Annotated in this window: 16 protein-coding genes; 5 read left to right on the top strand and 11 right to left on the bottom strand. The window is 28.3% G+C overall.

Translation table 11 applies throughout. The annotated features are described in order from the left end of the window. The first annotated feature begins 157 nt into the window (after positions 1-157). From BN1173_RS02650 to rlmB, 4 genes are read left to right on the top strand one after another with little or no spacing between them, the layout of a single operon-like run. Positions 158-670: a nucleotide exchange factor GrpE gene (locus BN1173_RS02650; RefSeq protein ID WP_425456545.1), complete on the top strand. Its 513-nt coding sequence runs from the start codon at positions 158-160 to the stop codon at positions 668-670. A gap of 34 nt (positions 671-704) precedes the next feature. After that, entirely contained in the window at positions 705-2,603 is a 1,899-nt protein-coding gene (gene dnaK / locus BN1173_RS02645; RefSeq protein WP_025400783.1) for a molecular chaperone DnaK, read from the top strand. Then, a complete protein-coding gene (gene dnaJ, locus BN1173_RS02640) occupies positions 2,603-3,703 on the top strand; it encodes a molecular chaperone DnaJ (protein ID WP_040236408.1) in 1,101 nt (366 codons plus the stop codon). The genes dnaK and dnaJ overlap by 1 nt, the downstream gene beginning before the upstream one ends. A gap of 1 nt (position 3,704) precedes the next feature. Beyond that, the gene (gene rlmB / locus BN1173_RS02635; RefSeq protein ID WP_040236406.1) at positions 3,705-4,439 is read left to right on the top strand and encodes a 23S rRNA (guanosine(2251)-2'-O)-methyltransferase RlmB; all 735 of its coding nucleotides are present in this window, start codon (positions 3,705-3,707) and stop codon (positions 4,437-4,439) included. Positions 4,440-4,467: 28 nt separating this feature from the next. Here the strand turns inward: rlmB and trxB are convergent, their stop codons facing one another. The 7 genes from trxB to der form a co-directional block, all read right to left on the bottom strand. Further along, positions 4,468-5,445 carry a thioredoxin-disulfide reductase gene (trxB, locus tag BN1173_RS02630; protein ID WP_040236404.1) on the bottom strand — a complete coding sequence of 326 codons (978 nt, stop codon included), beginning with the start codon at positions 5,443-5,445 and terminating at the stop codon, positions 4,468-4,470. Between the two features lie 89 nt (positions 5,446-5,534). Continuing rightward, a complete protein-coding gene (pheT, locus tag BN1173_RS02625) occupies positions 5,535-7,229 on the bottom strand; it encodes a phenylalanine--tRNA ligase subunit beta (protein WP_040236403.1) in 1,695 nt (564 codons plus the stop codon). Beyond that, positions 7,222-8,769: a phenylalanine--tRNA ligase subunit alpha gene (pheS, locus tag BN1173_RS02620; RefSeq protein WP_040236402.1), complete on the bottom strand. Its 1,548-nt coding sequence runs from the start codon at positions 8,767-8,769 to the stop codon at positions 7,222-7,224. Before pheS ends, pheT begins: the two co-directional genes overlap by 8 nt. 10 nt (positions 8,770-8,779) lie before the next feature. Next, complete coding sequence (locus tag BN1173_RS02615) at positions 8,780-15,469, bottom strand: SpiroCoCo family coiled-coil protein (RefSeq protein WP_040236401.1); 6,690 nt, start codon at positions 15,467-15,469, stop codon at positions 8,780-8,782. Positions 15,470-15,487: 18 nt separating this feature from the next. Then, positions 15,488-16,174: an HAD family hydrolase gene (locus BN1173_RS02610; RefSeq protein ID WP_040236400.1), complete on the bottom strand. Its 687-nt coding sequence runs from the start codon at positions 16,172-16,174 to the stop codon at positions 15,488-15,490. 5 nt (positions 16,175-16,179) lie between these two features. Then, positions 16,180-17,433, bottom strand: a complete 1,254-nt coding sequence (locus BN1173_RS02605) for a hypothetical protein (RefSeq protein ID WP_040236399.1) — start codon at positions 17,431-17,433, stop codon at positions 16,180-16,182. Continuing rightward, a complete protein-coding gene (gene der / locus BN1173_RS02600; RefSeq protein ID WP_040236410.1) occupies positions 17,430-18,731 on the bottom strand; it encodes a ribosome biogenesis GTPase Der in 1,302 nt (433 codons plus the stop codon). Before der ends, BN1173_RS02605 begins: the two co-directional genes overlap by 4 nt. Before the next feature lie 95 nt (positions 18,732-18,826). On the opposite strand from der, the gene BN1173_RS02595 reads away from it, so the two are divergent. Beyond that, entirely contained in the window at positions 18,827-19,588 is a 762-nt protein-coding gene (locus BN1173_RS02595; protein WP_180338389.1) for a GerMN domain-containing protein, read from the top strand. Here the strand turns inward: BN1173_RS02595 and BN1173_RS02590 are convergent. The 4 genes from BN1173_RS02590 to rplQ all read right to left on the bottom strand — a co-directional run bounded on the left by BN1173_RS02590 (position 19,585) and on the right by rplQ (position 23,125). Beyond that, entirely contained in the window at positions 19,585-20,376 is a 792-nt protein-coding gene (locus BN1173_RS02590; RefSeq protein ID WP_040236397.1) for a TlyA family RNA methyltransferase, read from the bottom strand. The two genes, BN1173_RS02595 and BN1173_RS02590, sit on opposite strands and share 4 nt — an antisense overlap. Next, entirely contained in the window at positions 20,357-21,148 is a 792-nt protein-coding gene (locus BN1173_RS02585) for a TIGR00282 family metallophosphoesterase (protein ID WP_014696341.1), read from the bottom strand. The genes BN1173_RS02590 and BN1173_RS02585 overlap by 20 nt, the downstream gene beginning before the upstream one ends. After that, on the bottom strand, positions 21,138-22,679 hold the full coding sequence (gene rny / locus BN1173_RS02580; protein ID WP_012538944.1) for a ribonuclease Y: 1,542 nt from the start codon (positions 22,677-22,679) through the stop codon (positions 21,138-21,140). Before rny ends, BN1173_RS02585 begins: the two co-directional genes overlap by 11 nt. Positions 22,680-22,753: 74 nt before the next feature. After that, a complete protein-coding gene (gene rplQ / locus BN1173_RS02575) occupies positions 22,754-23,125 on the bottom strand; it encodes a 50S ribosomal protein L17 (RefSeq protein ID WP_040236396.1) in 372 nt (123 codons plus the stop codon). Between the last annotated feature and the right edge of the window lie 6 nt (positions 23,126-23,131).

The raw sequence follows: 23,131 nt of genomic DNA, 5'->3' as shown, positions 1-23,131 counted from the left end.
AAACATTGACAATTTTAGCCTATTAAATTGAAGAATCAAATTTAAAAACACCATTGTTATATATATATGATTTGTAAAATATTTTTTTTATAGATAAAATGCTTTATAAAAGGAGGCTAAAGTGGACGAAAAGGAAAAATGTGAAGACCCCGAAAAAATTAAAGAAAATGAAAATGAAACATTCCAAAGTGAAGATAACCCTAACATGGAGAAAAAGATTATTGAACTTGAAAATGAAATTTCAAATCTAAAAGATTTATATTTAAGAAAACAAGCAGAATTTGAAAATTTTAGAAAAAGACTTGAAAAAGATAAAGAAAACTTTATTAAATTTGCAAATGAAAACATAATGAAAGATATAATTAATTTCCTTGACAATTTAGAGAGAGCAATAGATTCATCAAAGCAGTCAAAAGATTTTGATACCCTATTATCAGGAATTAGTATGATTGAAAATGAAATACTCTCAAGCTTCGACAAAAAATATAATCTAAAAAAATTTGGAAAACTAGGAGATGAATTTGATCCAAGTCAACATGAAGCAATAAGTATAGAAGAAAAAGAACAAATTATAAATCCTCAAATTGTAGAAGTATATCAAAAAGGATACTGCTACAATAATCGAGTATTAAGAACTGCAAAAGTTAAAGTTGCACAAAGTAAAAATTAATTAGAAATCAAAAAATAACAAAAGGAGGCCTTATATGGGAAAGATTATAGGAATTGATCTTGGAACAACAAATTCATGTGTAGCCATAATGGAACATGGAAAACCTGTTGTTATACAAAATTCAGAAGGAGGAAGAACTACTCCATCAATTGTAGCTTATACAAACAAAGGTGAGCGACTTGTAGGACAAGTAGCAAAAAACCAAATGGTTACAAACCCTGAAAATACCATATATTCAATAAAAAGATTTATGGGAAGAAGATTTGAAGAAGTTGCAAGCGAAATCAAAATGGTTCCTTATAAAGTCGAAAAAGGACAAAATGGTGATGCACGTGTAAATATCTCCAATATCAAAAAACAAATGTCACCACCAGAAATATCAGCAGCAACTCTCACAAAAATGAAAGAAACAGCCGAGGCCTATTTGGGCGAAAAAGTTACTGAAGCTGTAATTACTGTACCAGCATATTTCAATGATGCACAAAGACAAGCAACAAAAGATGCTGGAAAAATTGCAGGACTTGATGTTAAGAGAATTGTCAATGAACCAACAGCTGCAGCTCTTGCTTATGGAATTGAAAAAAAACACGAAGAAATCGTTGCTGTTTATGACCTAGGTGGTGGAACATTTGATATCTCAATTCTTGAGCTTGGAGATGGCGTTTTTGAAGTTAAATCAACAAATGGAGATACCCATCTTGGAGGAGATAACTTTGATGATGAAATCATTAAATATCTAATTACTGAATTTAAAAAAGATAGTGCTATTGATTTATCAAATGATAAAATGGCACTTCAAAGACTTAAAGAAGCAGCAGAAAAAGCAAAAATAGAACTCTCGGGTGCCCAAGAAGCATCAATAAATCTTCCATTTATCACAGCCGATGCAAATGGTCCTAAACATTTACAATATACTCTTACAAGAGCAAAATTTGAACAAATGGTAGATCACTTGGTTCAAAAAACAAAAGAACCATGTCTAAAAGCCATTAAAGACGCTGGGCTTAAAGCTTCTGATATTAATGAGGTAATACTTGTTGGAGGTTCCACAAGAATACCAGCTATTCAAAAAATCGTAAAAGAAATATTTGGACAAGACCCAAATAAAGGTGTAAATCCTGATGAAGCTGTGGCAATAGGTGCTGCTATTCAAGGTGGAATACTTACAGGAGAAGCCAAAGATATGGTACTTCTTGATGTTACACCTCTATCACTAGGAATTGAAACACTTGGTGGTGTCATGACAAAATTAATCGAAAGAAACACCACAATTCCTACAAAAAAAAGTCAAGTATTCTCAACAGCAGCAGATAATCAAACTTCTGTAGATATCAAAGTTTTACAAGGTGAACGAGAAATGGCATCACAAAACAGAGTACTGGGCAACTTTATTCTTGATGGAATACCAGCAGCTCCAAGAGGTGTTCCACAAATAGAAGTTAGCTTTGATATTGATGCTAATGGAATAGTTCATGTTTCTGCTAAAGATATGGGAACTGGTAAAGAACAAAAAATTAGAATTGAATCATCATCAGGACTATCTGAAGAAGAAATTGAAAGAATGGTCAAAGATGCTGAAAGTCATGCTGAGGAAGATAAAAAATTAAAAGAAGGCATAGAAGCAAAAAACATAGCTAACTCCTTAATCTATCAAACAGAAAAATCTTTAAAAGAATATGGAGAGAAAATAACAAGTCAAGATAAAGAAGCTATTGAAAACAAAATAAAGGAACTTAAAGATGCATTAGAAGGTTCAGACATATCTTTACTTAAATCAAAAACAGAAGAACTACAACAAGCTTCTTATAAAATAGCTGAAATGATGTACAAAGATGCTCAAGCAAGTTCACCAGATCAAAACAATGCTCAAAACAATGCAGGTAGTGAAAGCAAAGAAGCTGATTACGAAGTTGTTGATGAGGATAAAAAATAGTGAAAAGAGATTACTATGAAATTTTGGGGCTCTCAAAAGGAGCCTCAAAAGATGAAATAAAAAAAGCATATAGAAAAATAGCAATTAAATATCATCCTGATAAAAATAAAGATAATAAAGAAGCTGAATCCATATTTAAAGAAGCAACAGAAGCTTATGAGGTTTTAAGTGATGACAATAAGCGTGCACAATATGATCGATTTGGACATACAGCATTTGAAGGAGGCGCATCAGGATTTAGTGGATTTTCTAGTGGATTTAGTGGATTTTCTGACATTTTTGAAGATTTTGGAGATATTTTTGATTCATTTTTTACTGGAAAACGTGGACAAGACAAAAATAGATATCAAGAGAGAGGTCAAGACCTAACATATCAAATTGAAATATCTCTTGAGGATGCTTACTTAGGATATAAAAATAACATTAACATATCAAGAAACATATTATGTGAATCATGTTTAGGTAAGAAATCTGAAAAAGGAACATCTCCTTCGGTATGTAACATGTGTAATGGTAATGGACGAGTAATGCAAGGAGGAGGATTTTTTAGAGTAACAACCACATGTCCAAAATGTTATGGAAATGGAAAAATAATATCAAATCCTTGCAAATCATGCAAAGGAGCTGGAGGGGTTAAACATAAAGAAACGCTTGAACTCAAAATTCCAGCAGGAATTGATGACTCCCAACAAATTAAAATGAGAGCAAAAGGAAGCATAAATCCCGATAGTCAACAATATGGAGACCTCTATATAAAAGTATTAATAAAACCTCATAAAATTTTTAAAAGAAATGGAAAAGACCTATACGCAACTCTACCAATAAGCTTTACTCAAGCAGCACTTGGAAAAGAAATTAAAATACAAACAATAGCAAATAAAAAAATTTCAATAAAAATTCCAAAAGGAACAGAAAATGATGAACAAATCATTGTCAAAAACGAAGGAATGCCAATATTACATACAGAAAAATTTGGAAATCTCATTTTAATCATTAAGGTCAAAACTCCTAAAAATCTAAATAATAATGCTATTAAACTACTAGAAACTCTAAGCAAGGAAATCAAAGACATTGATGAAGTTGCCTTAAATAAAATTTAATATGTATATTACACACGCTAATTCAATAATTGAAAGCATCAAAAATAATAAAGGACTTGAACTATATATTTCAAAGACAAGTCCAAAAGCCATAAGTATTGAACAATTAGCAAGACAACATAACATTAAGATTATCAAAATAAATGATCTTACAAAAATACTTGGCAATAACAATCATAGGGGTTTTGCATTAAAATTACAAAATCTAAAAGATCATAATACAATCAATAAAAATAAAAACTTAGAAGAATACTTAAAAGAATTTCAACATAAAAATAATATACTTATTTTAATACTTGATAGTATAGAAGATCCTCAAAATTTTGGAGCAATTCTTAGAACAGCAGAACAATTCAATATTGATCTTATAATTACTAACCAGAGAAAAAGCGTAAAAGACAATGAAACTGTCTTACGCACAAGCTCTGGAGCAAGTCAATATGTAAACAAATTAACAGTTCCAAATATAAACAATGCAATTAGATATTTAAAAAAACAGGGATTTTGGATATATGCCAGTGATATAAAAGGACAAGCAATAAATAATACTAAAATAACTGACAACAAAATTGCATTGATTATGGGCAATGAAGGCAAAGGAATACATAACCTACTAAAAAATAATTCTGATTTTTTAATTAAAATACCAACTAAGGGAAAAATAGATTCTCTTAATGTATCAGTCTCAACAGGAATTTTAATATTTGAAATAAAAAGGCAACTCAACTTGCTTTAATTCATTCTATACAATTAAATAAACTCACTTATCCCAAAAAATTTCTAACTTCCACAGAAGCCAGAAACCCTTCAGCAGCAGCCGTAATGGCTTGTGCATAAAGCTTATTGCTAACATCACCGCATGAAAATACTCCATTAACACTAGTTTTCACAATATTTTGAGTAGAAATATATCCATCATCATCTAATTCCAAAAATCCTTTTACAAACTCTGTATTTGGTTTATAACCAATAGCTATAAATATTCCATCTACATTTAATTCAAAAGCAGAATTATGCTTATTATCCATAATATGAATTTTGGAAACAATATTCTCCCCACTAACCTCTCTAGCCTCACAGTTATATAAAATATTAACATTAGATAATGTTTTAATACTTTTTTGTAACATATCAATAGCTTTCATATAATTCTTTCTTACAATAACATACACCTTTTCTGCCAGTTTACTTAAATAAATAGCCTCTGAAATCGCCGTATTACCCCCACCAATTACAACAACAGTTTTCCCCTTAAATAAATGACCATCACAAATCGCACAAACAGAAATACCTCTATTCCAAAATAAATCTAAATTCTTAAGAGTATCTAATTTTTTAGGTATAGAGCCTGCTGCAATAACAATAGATTTGCTCTTATAGATATAATTATCCGTATAGAGACAAAAAATATCACCTCTTTTTTTTATAGATCTCACAGTTTCAAAATAAGTAGTAGCACCTAAATTGATAGCTTGCTCCTTCATATTTAACATCAACTCTCTTCCATTTATACCATTTTTAAATCCCGGATAATTATAAACTTCTGTGGTTGTTGTAAGCTGTCCTCCAGGTTCAGGTCCTTCCAAAATACTTGTCTTATATCCACTCATAACAGTATAAATTCCAGCAGTAAGTCCTGCAGGGCCTGATCCAACAATAATCACATCTTCAACAAAATCTACCTCCGTTTTTATAATCTCTCTATTACATTTCTTTATGTCTAATACCTCAAAATTTAACATAAAACCTCTTAACTCAATTTAACTTTAAACGATATAAAAAAAATTCTTCAATATACTAACTAATCCAACCACATCAAAATATGCTGACACTAATTTAAAAGACCATTAATATTAATCTCTAAGACACAACATGGGACCATAATTCCAAAATTGTTTAATATGTAAGGTGACACTTCTCCAAAACTGCCTAAAACAATATCATTTACTAAAATATCAGCTCCTCTGCCATCTATATAAAGATTTTTACTTGATTCTTTTACTTTAAATCCAATATTCAAATAATAAAAAAGAGATGAAACTAAAGAATTAATTTCATTAAATGAAAATTCCTTATCAGCCATTAAAAAAGCCAAATTATCATAAGTAACAGTACCCTCATCACTAGCTAAATCCTTTAAAGCTACCTTACCAATCTCAAAAATCTTATGGGGATAAGGAAAATTTGAACTAATGCTCTCAGATTTAAGCAAATCAGGTATTATTGAACCTCTAATATACTCATAACTTTCAGTCATTGGATTAGAAACACTTAAAAGTTCAGAACCTTTAATATTCATCTTTTCAATAAAATCTACCTTAGAACCCAGATAATTATAAATCATCTCCTGAAATCCCATTCCTATCATCAAATTTCTAACACTTCTTGAAAATTTTTCTATTGGACTTAATTTTCCTATAGTAAAATCTTTAGGAAGCTCTGACTTAAAATTATCTAGTCCTTTTCCTATCATTACCTCTTCGATAACATCTACTTCATGCAGAAAATCATTCCTATAAACAGGAGGCATAATATAAAATTTATCTGATTCTTCAAAATAAGCTGAAATTCCTAATTTTTTCAAATCAAGGCACATATCATTTGCCGTAAAATTACTTCCTAGTAGTTTATTAACACTATCAACATTAATCTTTAAACTATTTTGAAAATAATAAGGACAAATTATCTCCTTCCCAAATAAAGTTTCTCTAGGAAAAACAGTCTTTACTGGCAAAATTTTAAAACCCATATCATACAAATCACAAGCAACAATTGATAAAGACAACAAAATAGCTTCAAGATCAGTTCCTGTAACCTCAATAAATAAATTAGTATCACCTACTTTTAAAGTTCCAATATCACGTGAATTAATTATAGGAGGATAAGAGAGTACATTGTTCTTATAATCTAACAATAAAGAATATTGATCAACATTTTCAAAAATTGACGAATATTCTATTCCTTTTGGATGTTTTTCATTTATTTCTTTAATGGACATCTCAATATCCATGCCTAAAGGAATAAACTTATAATCAGAACTACATGTAACATAATTTATAGGAAAATGAATCAAATTTGATGAATAAATTCCCATTGCAACTCTTTTTCGTTTTTGCCCATAATTATGAGAAAGCTTTTCTTGTAACTGAATTAAACTCTCAAGCATACGCTCATCACAAATCATACCTTTTGCTAAAAATCCAAAAACAAAAGGTCTAATCCCAAACACTTCAGGACTGACAAAAATTTCACCATAAAATTTTTGCAAATTATCTGTCATTGAAAAAAAATCAAATGAAGGTAAGTTACCATAAAGATATGTCTTAATATGACGTGCAAGTCCTGCAGAAGACCACAAATCAGGTCTATTTGTATCATTAAATTCAATTTTGACCTTATCATTAACTATATCAATTTCACAAATCTCAGCTTTAGCAGTCTCAATAATAGATTCAAGCTCATAATTCGTCAAATCTTTTCCTATTTTTTCTAATAAAATACTTTTATAAATTTCAACCTTAGGCATTGCTCTTTCCTCGCCTTAACGCAACATCACCAATACTATGAGTAAAAAGTTCCCTTAAATCACTTAATCCTAAATGCATCAACGCCATTCTATCAATTCCAATACCCCAAGCAATAACAGGAACATCAATTCCAAAAGGTTTTGTAACCTCTGGTCTAAAAATACCACTTCCACCCAGTTCAAACCAACCAAGAATAGGATGCTTAACATGAACTTCAATTGAAGGTTCTGTAAATGGAAAATACGCAGGAACATATTTAAAATCAGCAGCTCCAGCCAACTCCTTAGCAAAAATTTCAAGAAGACCTAGTAAAGTTTTAATATTAACATCTCCAATAACAATTCCTTCTGTTTGATAAAAATCAGCTCCATGAGTAGCATCAACTTGATCATACCTAAAACATCTAACAATTCCAAAATATTTACCAGGATTTTTTGCATTAATTAATTGTTTTGCCGAGAGAACTGTACCTTGTGTTCTTAAAACTAATCTTTTTGAAATACTCTCACTAAAATTATATTTCCAACCTCTTGAGCCTGCAATATACCCATTTTCATGAACAGATTTCACATTAGAAAAATAAGGCTCAGGCAAAGACTTTAACGAATTTGGTTCCTTAATATAATAAACATCTCTTATATCACGTGCAGGATGAAATTGTGGCATAAAAAGAGCATCATTATTAAAAAATTCACTCTCAACCAAAGGACCATCAAACTCTTCAAAACCAAGACTTACAAGCTTATCCTTAACTTTAGATATATACTCTGAATAAGGATTTGCACGTCCAATAAAAGTTTTATTTGATGACACATGAATGTTATAAGCCCGAAAATTTTTATTCTCATAAGACTTATTTTTGAGCATTTCAGGTGTTAATTTTACAATTTCATTACCTGTTAAATCATTTTTTTCAAGATAAGATTTTATTTCTAATCCAAACTTAGTAAATTCAAATCTTAAGTCCAATTTTTCTATGATTTTAAAGAGCACGTCACTAGCGCCTTTCTTTTTTGAGTAATTGGAAATAATTAATAATTCATCCTGCGATAAAGCATCTTCCAATAAATCTTGATCTCTAGCTCTCTCAAGCAATATCTTAACCATTTTATAACTAGCACACTCTAAATTTTTAATAATAATTTCTTTATTTGATCCTAAAGATAAAACACCCTCTCTAGATAAATTACCAAATGCCTTACCCACATCCCTAAAATCAATTTTTAACTCTGATGCCAAATTGGAAACCAAAACCATTTTTTGAGATACAAGAGTAACTATTCTCTCTTCGAGCAAACCATTATTGAAAGCATCAACACCTTTCTCAGTTAAACGATAAAAAACATTAAGTTTTCTAAAAGTTTCCTTAAGTATGCCTTTAGACAAGAGCCATTCAACCACTTTATTTGACTGCCCTTCATTATAATTTAAATCCTTAGAAAGTCTCAATGCAAAAACCGAATCTTCCTCTTTATAATTCAAAATCACTCTCACTTCAAGAGGATGCAATGTTTTAGCTATATCAAATATATTCCCCACAAACTATTCCTTAATCATCACTTTTGCTAACAATCCCAAGTTCTAAAATAAGCTCAACTTCTCCAACAGATAATTTAGTAGCTCTTGAAATTTCTAATGCACTCCATCCCTGTCGCATAAGTTTAATAACAGAATCCCTAACTGTTGCATTATTAAGACCAATATTATCTTTATACTTAGATTCTGTTTTAACAAGAATACCAAGAGTCTTAATTCTCTCTTCAGCAGCAACATTTAAATTTTCTAATCTAGTTTCAGATTTTGCAACTTTTTCTCTTACATTTTGAATGTATCCTAATTTATCCTCAATCTCCAACAACATCTCTTTAAGATTTTGCACATTATTTAACGCTTCCTGTGATAAATCTTTATTGGCTAATAATTCTGATACAACGTCTTTTAATTCTCCAATATTATGTGTAAGTCCAGAACTTTCTTTAAATAACACATTCATTTTGCTTTCTATTTCACTTATTAAATCAAAATTTCTATCAACAGATTCTAGCGTAGACTTTAATATAGTATCCTTATTACCAATCCTATCATAATTATCAAGAATAGTATTTTGATCGTCCTTTATTTCCTTCAGTTTAGTTTTATAAATCTGAATCTCATCATAAGATTCTGTAAATTTTTTATACCTTTCTTTAAAAGAAGAATAAAAATCAAGAAATTCAACAAAATCCTTTTTAATTCCTTTAATATCCATTTGATGCGTCTTTAAATCATTAAATACTTCAATAATATCTGATGTTCTAATTTTAACATCTTCAATTTCTCTAGTAACACTTTCAAAATCACCCTTATATTTTTTTACAAGATCTATTTCATCTATTAAAGTTTTTCGTAAATCTTCTAATTTATTCTTAAAATGATAGACTTCCTTAATTAATTCATAATTTTTTTCAAGCTCTGCTTCAAGTCTTTCAAAATTTTCAATCTTAGTATTAATAACATTGTAACGACCATCAAGTTCTTTCATCAAATTAGTTTTATATGCAATTAAATTATTCTTGGTTTCACTTACAAAATTATTAAATTCATTATCATAGTTTAGAGCTTTAAGTTTAAGTTCTGATATATTTTCATCAACACTTTTAGTTATCAAATTATATCTATTCTTAAATTCAATTTCTATATTACTAACTTGAATCTGCAAATTATTTTTCAAAGTTCTTATTTCTTCTTCTGAATAGTTTAAATTATCCTTAATTTCATTTTCAAAAGCACTATATTCTTTTTTCATAATACTAGAAAAAGAATCATAACTCTCTTTAATAGTACCCTCAATGTCAGATCTATACGTATTCACTTGCTCAGAAAGCTTTGAAACATCATTCTGTATCAATTTAATTTGAGATTCAAAGTTATCTTTACCATTCAAAAAATTATCCACAACACTTTGTTTTTCTCTCTCAATTTTAGAAGTTACTAAATCGTACTCATATTTCAATTTTTCATTAATCTCAAAAATTTTATCTTCAAGATCTTTTTGTTGACTTAAAAATTTAATTTCAATTTGTGTTGCAAGCTCTTCAGTACTCAAATTTATCTTTTCATTGATAGAACTAATCTTAAAATTCATGGTATTTTCAATATTTGAAACTTTACCTTGAACCTCATTTGAAATATTTTTTAAATTAAAATAAGTTCGATCTTCAAAATCCTTAATATCGGTATGCAAATTTTCAAAGGTTTCTTTAGTTTGTTGAGTTACATTACTTTTAACAATTGCTAAATCATTCTCAATAATATCAATATCATTCTTAATCTGATTTAAACTTTCTTTTGTAATACCTGATCTCTCTTCAAATTCTTTATAAGCATTCTTTTGCCAATTTAACATATCATCCTTAACTTTTACAAACCAAGAATCAACATTACTTTGACGATTATCTATAAGTCCAATAAATTCATCTACCCTATTTGTAAAATTGGTTTCCATCAAAACTATTTTACTCTCTATATCTCTTTTTTTAACATCAAACTCTTTACTAAATTCTAAATAAAAATTTTCCTTATTCAAAATAAATTTTTGTTCAATTTCTCTTCTAAAATCCTTTATAAGATTTTCTTTATCTTCCAGGTTTTTAATTATTTCCCTTTCCAAATTTTCAATCCTTTGATCTGAAGACGTCACAAAATTCTCTAAAGAACTTCTTAAGTTATCACCTCTCTCCTTTAAGTCTCTAAAAAAATCTTCCTCCAGAAGTTTAAGGTGAGATGAAACATTATGATATGAATCTTCTTTAAGTTTTAACACATCCCCTTCAATATTACTTAAATTCAATTTAAGTTTAGTAAGATTATCTAACTGTTCCTTAATATCTCTATCCATTTTTTCACTTGAATTTGCAAGTTTTAAATTTAACTCAGAAATAAACGTATTTAATTTACTTTCTATATCAAAATGCATACTTGAATATTTATTATCAATCTCAACATATTTATTTGATATTAACTCTTCAACTACATTAGTCTTATCATCTATCTTCTTCTCTATAAGTAAATGTTTCTCATTATATTTGTCTTCAAGTTCAGCATATTTATTTGATATTAACTCCTCAACCACATTAGTCTTATCATCTATCTTCCTCTCTATAAGTAAATGTTTCTCATTATATTTGTCTTCAAGTTCAGCATATTTATTTGATATTAACTCCTCAACCACATTAGTCTTATCATCTATCTTCCTCTCTATAAGTGAATGTTTCTCATTATATTTGTCTTCAAGTTCAGCATACTTCAAATCAAAAACTTTGTCGCAATCATTATTATATTTCTCCATTTTTTCTTTTAAATTTTTTTCTATAATTTCACAGTTATTTTCAATAGATTTAAGAACATCTATTTTTTTATTAATTCCATACTCATACTTTTCAATTTCATCATTAATTGCAGAGGTAACCTTCATCATATATGCATCAAATTGAATTTTCATTTCTTTTTCAATATCAAATTTCACAATATCAAATTGCTCATAAATGCTATTATTATTCTCTTCTATTTTTTTTCTTAAACCCTCTTCAAACTCTAAAATTTCTTTTGATCTTGCATCTACTATTTCAAAATTACGATCCATTTCAGCAATTTTTGCTCTTAAACGATCATCATTATCTGTAAGGATCTTATATATCTCATCTCTAATTCTTGAAATAGCCCCTTCACTCTCAACAAAAAACGTTGAATATCTCTCATCAAAATTATTCTCAACAATTTTAAATCTCTCTTTATAAAGCTCATTTAAAAATTCAGACTTATCCTCAATATTATTCTTAAGCTCATTTATCACTCCTATAAACCTTTCTTTTAATTGAATAACATCATTATCCATGACTTTTCTATAATCAATTGCCTCTTCACGTCTCATTTTATATTGATATTCAATTTCTCTAAGAAATTCACCAATCCTTACCTCTTCTTTTTCTACTATATCCTTAATTCTAATTTCAAAGTTTTCAACTTGATATCTAGATATATCAAAAGATTCTTTAAATTTTTCTATATTTTCATCCATATTTTTACTAAGAACATCTATTTTATCTGTTAACCTCCTATTTACATTTTCTATTTCATATCCTATTTCATTTTCCAATTTATTAGCAAGAGTCTCTGAATACTCTCTAGAATCAAATATGACTTTACTATATTTTTCATTAATCTCTCTATTTAGATCATTAAATCTTGAATTAAGAGAATCAATAGTAATATCAATATTTGCTTGGAATGAAGCAATGTCTGTTCTTTTGTCCTTAAGCAAACTATCAACTTCCTTAACAAACTCTTCTGATTTATCTAAAACAATAGCAAATTTTTTAGACAAACTCTCTTCAAGTTCTTTAGTATCCGTATCAAAATGACTCATAATATTTTGTAAAAGCTCATCTGCATACACATTTCCTTGATTTCTAAATTCATCTATTTTTTCAAGATAATAACTCTCAAGTCCCTCAAAAGTAGTCTTTAGATCATTCATTTTTAATGCCATTTCTGAATCAATAGAATTTATATCCATCTTTCCTGAAGAGAGCACATTTTCAATATTAACTGATATCTCACTCAATTTATCTTGCCAAGTATTAAGTTTGCCATCTATTTCATTATCAAGCATATCTTTTTTACTCAAGATATCCTCTGAGATTTGAGTTAAAAAATCATCTATTTGTTTTTGATTATCCATCTTAATTGCAGCAATCTTTTGAACTCTTGTTTCAATAAATTCATCAAGATCTGATCTTAAATTGTTTAAAACGTCTTCACATTCAATCTTAAAGTCCTTAAGACTATAATTAAGTTCCTCTATCTTATTTTTAATCACTTCCTCTCTATTAGAAAAGTCATCATTAAAACCATTAAGCATCATAATAACCTTGTCATGAATTATTTCGGCTTGATTATCAATAAATTCTTTAATTCCCAATAAAACTTCTTCACTATTCTTACTTGACATATCCTTTAATTCTCTATATCTATCTAATACTGAACCTTCAAAAGTCTCTGTTTTAGATACAACATATTCAAGTCTCTCATTAACATCTTTTTCAAAAGAGTCGATTTTAGAAGAAGTTGACGATAATAATTCTTCACTCGAAATCTTAATATCAAGCAAAGATTTATTTAAAATAATAAGTTCATCTTTCCAGTTAGTATGCATATCCATTGCTTTTTTGTGAATATGTTCTGAGAGTTCATTAAAAATATTCTCACTAAGCTCTGTTCCCTTAATTCTTTGAGTCTCAATTAAATTTAAAAATTCTTCATTAGCTGAATTTAAATTAGATTTCACCTCTTTTAAATTAAGTTCAACTTCTTTTTGCCAATTTTCATATTGCAATTTATTAGCTTCCATTGCCCTTACAAAGTTGCCTATCTCTTCTCCATAGTGATTTTTTAAATTTAAAACCTTATTATCAATATCAGAATTGATACCATGTAATTTAGATTCAAAATTTCTTTTTAAAGTCTCAAAGTTTTGCTCTAACAAAACATTCAGCGAATTTATACCTTCATTTACCCTTTTACTAGTAGTTTCAAAATTTTGATAATCATAATCTGATTTTTCAGCAATATTACTAAATCTTTCATCACATTCAACAGTAAAATCATTAATACTACGCTCAAATTTATCTGCAATACCTTTATATTTACTCTCTAACTGAATTTCCAATTCATTACTTTTTAAATTTAAAGACTCCAAAAGCATTGCATACTTCGAATTAAAATTTTCATGTAAATCTGAATATTCATTAACAAATTTTTCATTAAGCTCTTTAAGTTTTAAATATAAAACATTATCTAACTTGGAAACTTCATCTTGAATATTTGTATTAATATTTAAAAGTTTTAAATCTAAGTCATTTCCAATGTTATTCATTCTTGAAAACACATCTTCATTAAAACTATCAATATCCCCTTTAACTTTTTTCTTAAATTCAAAATATATATTATTAGAACCATCTTCAAGATCATCAAGCAAGCCCTTAACCCCACTCTGAACACTTTCTATTTTAGAATTGGCATCCTCCAAGCTATAATCTATTCTCTCTCTTATCTCTTTGTCAAATTGATTTATTTTACTATCATATTCCCTATAAATATCACCCACATTAGACTCAATTTGCACCCTAAATTGCTCTAAAATGTCTGCAAATTGCTCTTCATATTGCCTCATTTCTTGTCTGATAGTTTCTTCAAGAGAATTCAATCTAGAATAAGTATTGTCCTTAAAAACAGAACTTAAAGACAGTACCTCATTATCTACTAATACCAATTTACCTTCAAGTTCATCTTTTATCCGATTAGAACGATCATCAACATATAGAAAAACTTCATTAAACTTTCGCTGCAACTCTTCATTTAACTTAGTTAAAATAAAATCTTCCTTATCATTAATTTTAATTTTAGCCTGCTCTACAATAAGATCAAGAGAATTTTCAATAGATTTATACTTAGAATCGTAAATATCAAAAGATTTTTCCATTCCTCTATTATAATTATCTATATTAGATTCAATTTTAAGCAAAAAGTCCTTAAACTCATTTTCAAGTTTTTCATTACCTTTATCCAAAAGGTCTCTCTTTTTTTCCTCAACCATTAATAAAGACTCTTGATAAGACATAAGATTTTTATCAAGATTATCCATTCTAACACTAAAATCTCTAATAGTATTATCAAATTTTTCCCAACTCTCAATCTTGATAGATTCAAGATTTTCCTTATTTGTTTTAGCAAATTTTTCAAAAATAGTATTTAATTTAGAATCAACAGAATCAATCTGAGTATTAAAATTTTTTAAAGTCTTTGCAAGTTTATCTACTACTTTGCCATCTACTTGAAGTCGTTGTATATTATCCTGCACTTTAAGAGCCATATCATCTAAATCTTTAAGCATAGAATCATGGTAAGCAATTTTTTTTTCAACTTCTGCAAAATCATCACTCTTATTTTTAATCTTTTGTTGAACTTCATCTATCTTTTTTATAATTTCTATACTAGAACGTTGATATGCTTCCATATCAACAGCAAGATTATTGATCTCTTTTGTCTTCTCATCAATAAAATCTTCAAGATTATCTTTAGCAAGATCAACAAATTTTTTAATCTTATCTAAAGCTCTTGAACGTCTATCATACTGCCTATAAATAAATAAAATTAAAAAAACCGTTAAAAGATTAACCAAAATGGTTACAAAATCTATCATAAAATCTTTTACCCATACTTATATATTTAAAAGTATATATCTTTGCAAGTCTTTATAATCACTAAAAATAAAATCACACTTCATATCTTTAAGTAATTTTTTCTTAGAAAGATAAGCTGTTTGCATACACAAGCTATTAGCTCCTAAAATATCATACTCATAAGAATTTCCAACATATAAAACATGCTTATTATCTAAACCTAGCTCATCTAAAATTCTTAAAAAAGCTACTTTATTTGGTTTTAAATAACCAGTATCTTCTGATGAATAGAGAATATCCCAAAAACTATCATCAATATTTAATAAATTACTTACACGGGTTGCAATCGGAAAATCTGACATTACTCCTAATTTTATTCCATTAGATTTAAGAGAATAAATCAAATCATGAACACCAGAATATGGTTTAATCTTCCTAAATTTATCACTAAAAGATGTACCATAATATATTTTATTCAATAAAAATTTACATTTATTTTCATTAAAACCTAAACAGCTAGCAAGCATATTAACTTGTCTAGACACCAATTCATCTCTACTTGAAGGAACATTTTTCCCTCTCTGTAAAATTCTTATTTCTTTTCTTACCTTCTTAAAAGCCAAAAAAAATCTAATATTCTTTAAAAATTCAGGAAACATTATTAAATTAATACTTATCTCAGGATAAAGAGTCCCATCAAGATCAAATACTACAGCTTTTATCATAATATTTAATTCTTGATCCTTCTTGGTATTGAAACTACAGATATATGCTTAGGAACTTTAACTTTAACTAAATGAATATACGAATTTGGATATCTATCCTTCAATGACTTAATTGAAGTTTCATCATTAATTTCCATTAAAGATACTCTAAAAATAGAATTTTGATCAATAAAAGGAAACAACACCACAATATGTTTATGAAAAATCTTGCCTGGAAATCCATCAATTGTCGTGTTAAGAGATCCTAAATATATATGACCGGGATCTTTTACAGCTAAATAATATAAAATAAACTCTAAATTATCAATCTCATATCCACGATTTTCAATATATTTTAAAAACCCAATATTATTTACATCAAACTCCTTAATCTTAGATAAATCCAAATTAACATTAACATTATGAAGCTTATATGCAATATTACGCGTCCAATCAAGCCCAAAAAAAGGATCCCTACTAAATTCATGATATTTTGTAAAACCATTACCTCTAACCCCAATATGCCTCACTTTCAGATCCTTTATTTTCAACAGTTTTTCTGTTTTTACCTTATAAATTGAATCTGCAACCCACTTACTAAATCCAGAACAATTAAACCCTATAGGCTCTCTTTGAGGTTCTCCCGTTTTAATATATACCATCTCTCCAAACTCATTCATCGCCCCATCATGTACTTCAAACATTAAAGGAGAAATTTTTAAAAATGACTTCAGATTATCAACCATATTAGAAACATTATCATAAACTTCAAGATATTTAGGATTAAAAAGCTCAAAATCAATAAAATTATCAATATATCTAACTACTTCTATAAAAGAACCAGTAGCAATATCACTAATTTTAAAAGGCAATTTAATATCTTTATGAATCAAAGTATTAATTAAATAAAAATCAGCATTGGAATGCACATCACCTGCTTTTATTCTAATAAAAGTATCTGATCTATTTAGAAAAAATATTTTCACTTGTTCAATGCCATGTTTTCCAACTTTAATTACATAAGAACCTGGAAAAATATAAGATACGCCATTTTTTCGATTAAAAAAAGAATAATAAACATAATCTCCCACTATTGAATTTGACACTTCAATATAATAATTATCTAAAATATAATATTTCGTTGTCTCTATCTTAATAGCATCATTACTTGAACTAAAGTAGTTTGAATAACTTGATCTAACACTAAAATCATAGAAAAAATTTTCAAATGCAAAAAGACCTAAATTCCCAATCATTAAAAATAAAAATATATATCTCACTTTAATTCTCTTGTTTTCTCTCTAAGTTCTATTAAAATTGGAACATTATAGTAACCAATTTTACGAATATTATTTACTAAATAATTATAATAAGAATTCGGAAAATTGGTTATCTTATTTGCAAATAAAATAAACTTAATAGGATTAACACTAATCTGAGTTATATATTTAACTTTATATGAAGAATTCAAATGATAATCCTTAACCCACAAATTTAACATCTTATTTAAATCAGAAGTATTTATTTTAAGATCAAGTTGCTCTTTTAATTTAATTGTCTCCTTAAACAGATTATCTAACCCCATTCTATTATGAACAGATATTTTTAATATAGGGGAAAAATTTAAAACTGGAAAGAAAAATTTAACACGATTCTTTACAGCCTCAAAATAACCGCTTCTATATTTTACAAGATCCCATTTGGTAAATACAATAATAATTCCTTTACCCCGCTTAGCTGCATAATGAGCAATTTTTTTATCTTGAGATGTTAAATCTTCATTAACATCAACTAATAAAAAGACAACATCCACCATATCAATTACTCTTAAAGCCCTACTTACAGAATAATGTTCAATAATTTCATTTATTCTTGCACGTCTTCTTATTCCAGCCGTGTCAATAAGCTCAAATGTCTTAGAATTCCTCTGAAATTTTGCTTTAATAAAATCTCTTGTGGTACCAGCCATAGAAGACACAATAGAAACTTCATCTCCTGACAAAAAATTAACAAGAGTAGACTTTCCTGAATTTGGCTTACCTATAATACCAATTTTAACATCAATATGCTCATCATCTGATAATTTACCTACTGAATCTCTTAAAAAAATCCTTAAATCATTAATTCCCTTTCCATGAGTTGCACTAACTAAAAAACTCTTCTTAAAACCCAATTTTTGAAATTCATAAGCTAAAACTTCCTTATGACTACTATCCACTTTATTTAATATTAAAACTACTTTATCACTATATTTCCTCAATCTATCAATAAGTTCATAATCTTCTAACAATATCTCATTCACATCTAAAACAAGTAAAATTAAATCCACACTATCAAGCAATCCTATAACTTTATTAACCACAACCTGACTAAGTTCATCCTTTAAAAGGGTAAATCCACCAGCATCAATCAAATAAAACTTATAAGAATTTATTTTACAGATTTCTCTTACTAAATCTCTAGTAACTCCATAAACTTCATTCGTAATACTTCTATTTGAACTTAAAAGTTTATTAAACAAAGTAGACTTGCCAACATTTGGTCTGCCAACAATAAGAACACTGCTATAATTTTGAATTTTAGAACCAATCAAAGTCAATCTACCTCTTCCTTTATGTGGATATTTATATTATAATAGCAAATATTATAGTTTTATGCCAATTACAAGCGGATATTCAATTGATAAGAAAAAAAAAGAACATCAGACGCAAAACAAGCAACTTTAATCAAGTAGATATATTTTTAATATTATTTGCCATATTTTTAACAACAATATGCTTATTGCTAATAATTAAAAGTTCGCTACTTAACAATATATTCAACAATGAACAAATTAACAACAATTTTGAACTTCTCAAAGCAAAACCTAAGGAAATAGAAGTAAAGATAGACAATACAAAAAGTGAAACTATAAAAATGCTTAATAATGAAAAATTTTTAATAAAACCGCCCGAAATAAAAAAAATCAAAGAAGAGCTTCAAGAGCAAGAACACAAACATTTACAAAATCAAAAAGAAGTTAAACTACACTTTATTAAAGTCACTTCTGAAGGACATTTCTTAAAACAAGGTGTCAAAAGAAATATTCATTACGATAAAAATATTCTTGAGAAAACATTAAAAGCACTATTTAATGGACCAAATGAATATGAACTTAAAAATAATTTTCTAAGCCTAATTCCTATTAACACTCAAATATTAAATTTGAGTGTTAATGAGGGTATTGCTCATATTAATTTATCAAAGGAATTTTATGAAAATAGTTTTGGAATAGAAGGAATAATTAACCAAGTAAAACAAATTATTTCAACATGTCTTGAAATTCAAGGTATCAAAGGAATAACTTTAAACATTGAAAACAATCCAATAATACTTGAAGATCTAAATTTAAACTTTTCAGGAGTACTAGATAATACAAAACTTGCTAAATATTAAAAATCAATATCATCAAGAAATGCCAATGATTGCATCAAATTCACTCCACTATTTTTAGAAACTAAAAACATAAATTCTTGATTTCCTTTGCGACCTTTGGTTGTAAGTTTTAATATGCCCTTAATTTGTAAATAATTATCATAAAACTTTTTAACAACCTTATTTAATATTTCATTTAAATATTTATGTTCAACTATACCATTAAAACCCTTAATATTTAAATCTAAATCTTTAAGCTCAAATTGAGGCTTAACAAGCGCAATAATAAGTTTATCAGAAAGCTTATCAATTAAATTTGCACATATGCTAATCACAGATCTAAAAGACACATCAATAACGGCTAAATTAGGTTGAATGTCAAATTTTTTAATATTAAAAATATTAGTTTTCTCAAAAACTTTAACTCTTGGATCAATTCTTAATTTATAAGAAAGTTGATTCAATCCAACATCAACTGCATAAATTAACTTTGCACCTTCCTGCAAAAGACAATCCGTAAAACCACCGGTTGAAGCACCAACATCAACACAAATTTTATCTTTAACCACAATTTTAAATATCTCTAAAGCTTCAAAAAGCTTATCTCCCCCTCTTGAAACAAACTGTTTAGATTTGCTCTCAACCAGCTCTATCTTACTATTTTTTAATACTAAAACTTTAGGATTTTTTTCCTTGTGAGAATTAACATATACTCTACCTGTTACAATTAAGATTCTCAATTCATCTCTTGTTAAACTTGGATAATTCCTACAAAGAACATTAAGCAAGCTATTTTTGTATTCTCTCAATTTTCAAAGCACGTCCTGTGTATAAATGAGAAGTAATAACAACTCCCTGTATAATCACATCTTCCTCAACAGTTTCTGTTCGCAAAGAAATATATTCAAGTAACCCTTTAAGAGAAATTTCAGGGTTAAAGCCTATTACAGAGTTTAAACTACCAGTCATACCAAGATCAGTAATATAAGCAGTACCCTTATCCAAGATTCTCTCATCGCAAGTCATTATATGTGTATGAGTACCAACAACTCCCGTTACCAATCCATTTAAAAAATATCCAAAACTTTCCTTTTCATAATTACTCTCAGCATGAAAATCAACAAAAATCGTCTTAACCTTATTCTTAATCATATTTATAACTTTTTTTACATTTTCAAAAGGATTTTTCACAATAAAAGTCATTCCCAAAAATCCTTGAATATTTATAACAGCAACTTTTTCACCCTTGACATTTAAAATGCAATGACCATGTCCCTCAAGTAAATCTGAAAAATTATTTGGCCTTAATATATATTCCTGTTTATTTAAATACTCCCTTATACTCGGATCAGCATAAATGTGATTACCCGTAGTAACCACATTCACACCTGTTTTAAAAAGATTTTCAGCTATCTCAGGAGTAATCCCAAAACCACCAGAAGAATTTTCTCCATTAACAATTGTCAAATCTATATTATACTTATCCTTAAGACTCTTAAGATGGAAGAAAATCTTCTTAAGTCCTCCATTGCCTACAATATCTCCAACTATTAAAGTCCTAATAACATCACTATCTTGCATATTCAATAACCCGGGTCTCACGAATAATAGTAACTTTTATCTTTCCAGGATATCGCATTTCAACTTCTATCTTCTTTGCAATATCTCTTGCAAGCATAGTAGCTTTCTCATCATTAACCAACAAATTGTCAACAATGATTCTAACTTCACGACCCGCCTGAATTGCATAACATTTTTGAACACCTGCAAATCCATAAGCAATCTCTTCAAGTCTCTTAAGTCTTGTTATATAATTATTCAAGCTCTCACGTCTTGCACCAGGACGCGATGCAGAAATAGCATCAGCTATTTGAACAACTATAGCCTCAAAGCTCTCAGGTTTTATTTCATTATGGTGTGCAGCAATAGCATTAACAACAATATCACTCTCACCACAGCTCTGAGCAAGTTCAGCACCTGTAATAGCATGTCCCTCACTATTCTCAGAAATACTTTCCATTCCTTTTCCAATATCATGCAAAAGACATGCCCTTTTGACAACAACAGGATCCAACTTCATCTCTTTAGCTAAAATTTCTCCAATTATAGCTGTTTCTTTTGAATGACTTAAAACATTCTGACCATAACTGCTTCTAAAATAAAGTCTTCCAAGACCTCTAATCAGTCTTTTATCAAATCCATGTATATTTAAATCAAATACTGCCCTTTCACCTTCCTCAAGAATAATATTGTTAATCTCATTAGTAACACTATAAACAATCTCCTCAATTCTTGCAGGGTGAATCCTACCATCTGAAATCAGCCTCTCAAGAGTTCTTTTTGCTACTTCTTTTCTTACTGGATCAAAACAAGATATCACAACAGCCTCTGGAGTATCATCAATAATAATATCTGCACCTATTAATGTTTCAAGAACCCTAATATTACGCCCTTCTTTACCAATGATTCTACCTTTCATCTCATCATTAGGAAGTTCAACAGAAGTTACTGTAAACTCAGAACTAACTTCTGTTACTATGCGTTGCATAGTAGACACTAATATATCTTTAGCCACTTTATCTGCTAAGAGCTGAGCCTCTTGTTCAGACTTATTAATAATAATTTGAGCATCCCTTTTAGATTCATTTTCAACCTTTTCAATTACAATCTTTCTTGCTTCATCTTTTGTAAGACCAGCAATATTTTCAATTTTTTTAACAAGAGATAATTCTTTCTCACGTATTATTTTTTCTTTCTGTTCAAATTCTTTAAGTTTAAAATCAATTCTACTTTGCTGTTTATCAAGGGCTGCTATTCTTTTATCTAAGGTTTCTTCCCTCTGTAATAACCTTTTTTCTAAATTAAAAACCTCATTTTTTCTCTCTCTTATTTCCCTATCTTGCTGGTTTTTATCTTTAAGCATCTGAGATTTTGCATGTGAAATAACTCGTTTTCTTTCATTTTCTATTTCTAAGATTGCTTCTTCTTGTACCTTCTTTAGTTTTTTATCTAAATTTAATAAAGAAAATCTACCTAAAATAATTCTTATTATAAAACCTAATATAACACCTAGGACACCAGCAAGAATAGAAGAAAAAGTAATATATGACATACAATTACCCCCCTATTCCACCAAACAAATAAGCATAAACCCTTTAAAAGGATTAACTTAATATGTAAAGAATATTACTTTTCTCCTAAGGTTTTATCCACTAGTTCCAGAATTGCCATTTCAGCTGCATCTCCATACCTTTGTCCTAGCTTAATAACCCTAGTATAACCACCCTTTCTTTCTTTAAAGATAGGGGAAATTTTAGTAAATAATTTATTAAGGATATACTTATCATGTATAAATTTTGATATTTCTCTCCTATTATGCACGCTATCAACTTTGGCTCTCGTAATTAACTTCTCAGCAAATCTTCTAACTTCACTTAATTTTACCTTAGTAGAAGTTATTCTCTCATGCCTAAAAAGAGAAATTACCATATTTTTTAAAAGCGCCTTTCTATGACTTGATTTTCTATCTAATCTATTAAATCCTACCTTAGTCTTCATATAAAA

Origin of the sequence: Borrelia crocidurae, assembly GCF_000825665.2 — a bacterium.
Taxonomy (GTDB): domain Bacteria; phylum Spirochaetota; class Spirochaetia; order Borreliales; family Borreliaceae; genus Borrelia; species Borrelia duttonii.
This window is presented reverse-complemented; position numbering and strand designations above follow the sequence as displayed.

Bases quoted from the DNA above. Each gene is read 5' to 3' on its own strand.
- rny (WP_012538944.1), bottom strand. From the start codon at position 22,679: ATGTCATATATTACTTTTTCTTCTATTCTTGCTGGTGTCCTAGGTGTT.
- rplQ (WP_040236396.1), bottom strand. From the start codon at position 23,125: ATGAAGACTAAGGTAGGATTTAATAGATTAGATAGAAAATCAAGTCAT.
- BN1173_RS02610 (WP_040236400.1), bottom strand. From the start codon at position 16,174: ATGATAAAAGCTGTAGTATTTGATCTTGATGGGACTCTTTATCCTGAG.
- BN1173_RS02585 (WP_014696341.1), bottom strand. From the start codon at position 21,148: ATGCAAGATAGTGATGTTATTAGGACTTTAATAGTTGGAGATATTGTA.
- trxB (WP_040236404.1), bottom strand. From the start codon at position 5,445: ATGTTAAATTTTGAGGTATTAGACATAAAGAAATGTAATAGAGAGATT.
- rlmB (WP_040236406.1), top strand. From the start codon at position 3,705: ATGTATATTACACACGCTAATTCAATAATTGAAAGCATCAAAAATAAT.
- BN1173_RS02615 (WP_040236401.1), bottom strand. From the start codon at position 15,469: ATGATAGATTTTGTAACCATTTTGGTTAATCTTTTAACGGTTTTTTTA.
- pheT (WP_040236403.1), bottom strand. From the start codon at position 7,229: ATGCCTAAGGTTGAAATTTATAAAAGTATTTTATTAGAAAAAATAGGA.
- dnaK (WP_025400783.1), top strand. From the start codon at position 705: ATGGGAAAGATTATAGGAATTGATCTTGGAACAACAAATTCATGTGTA.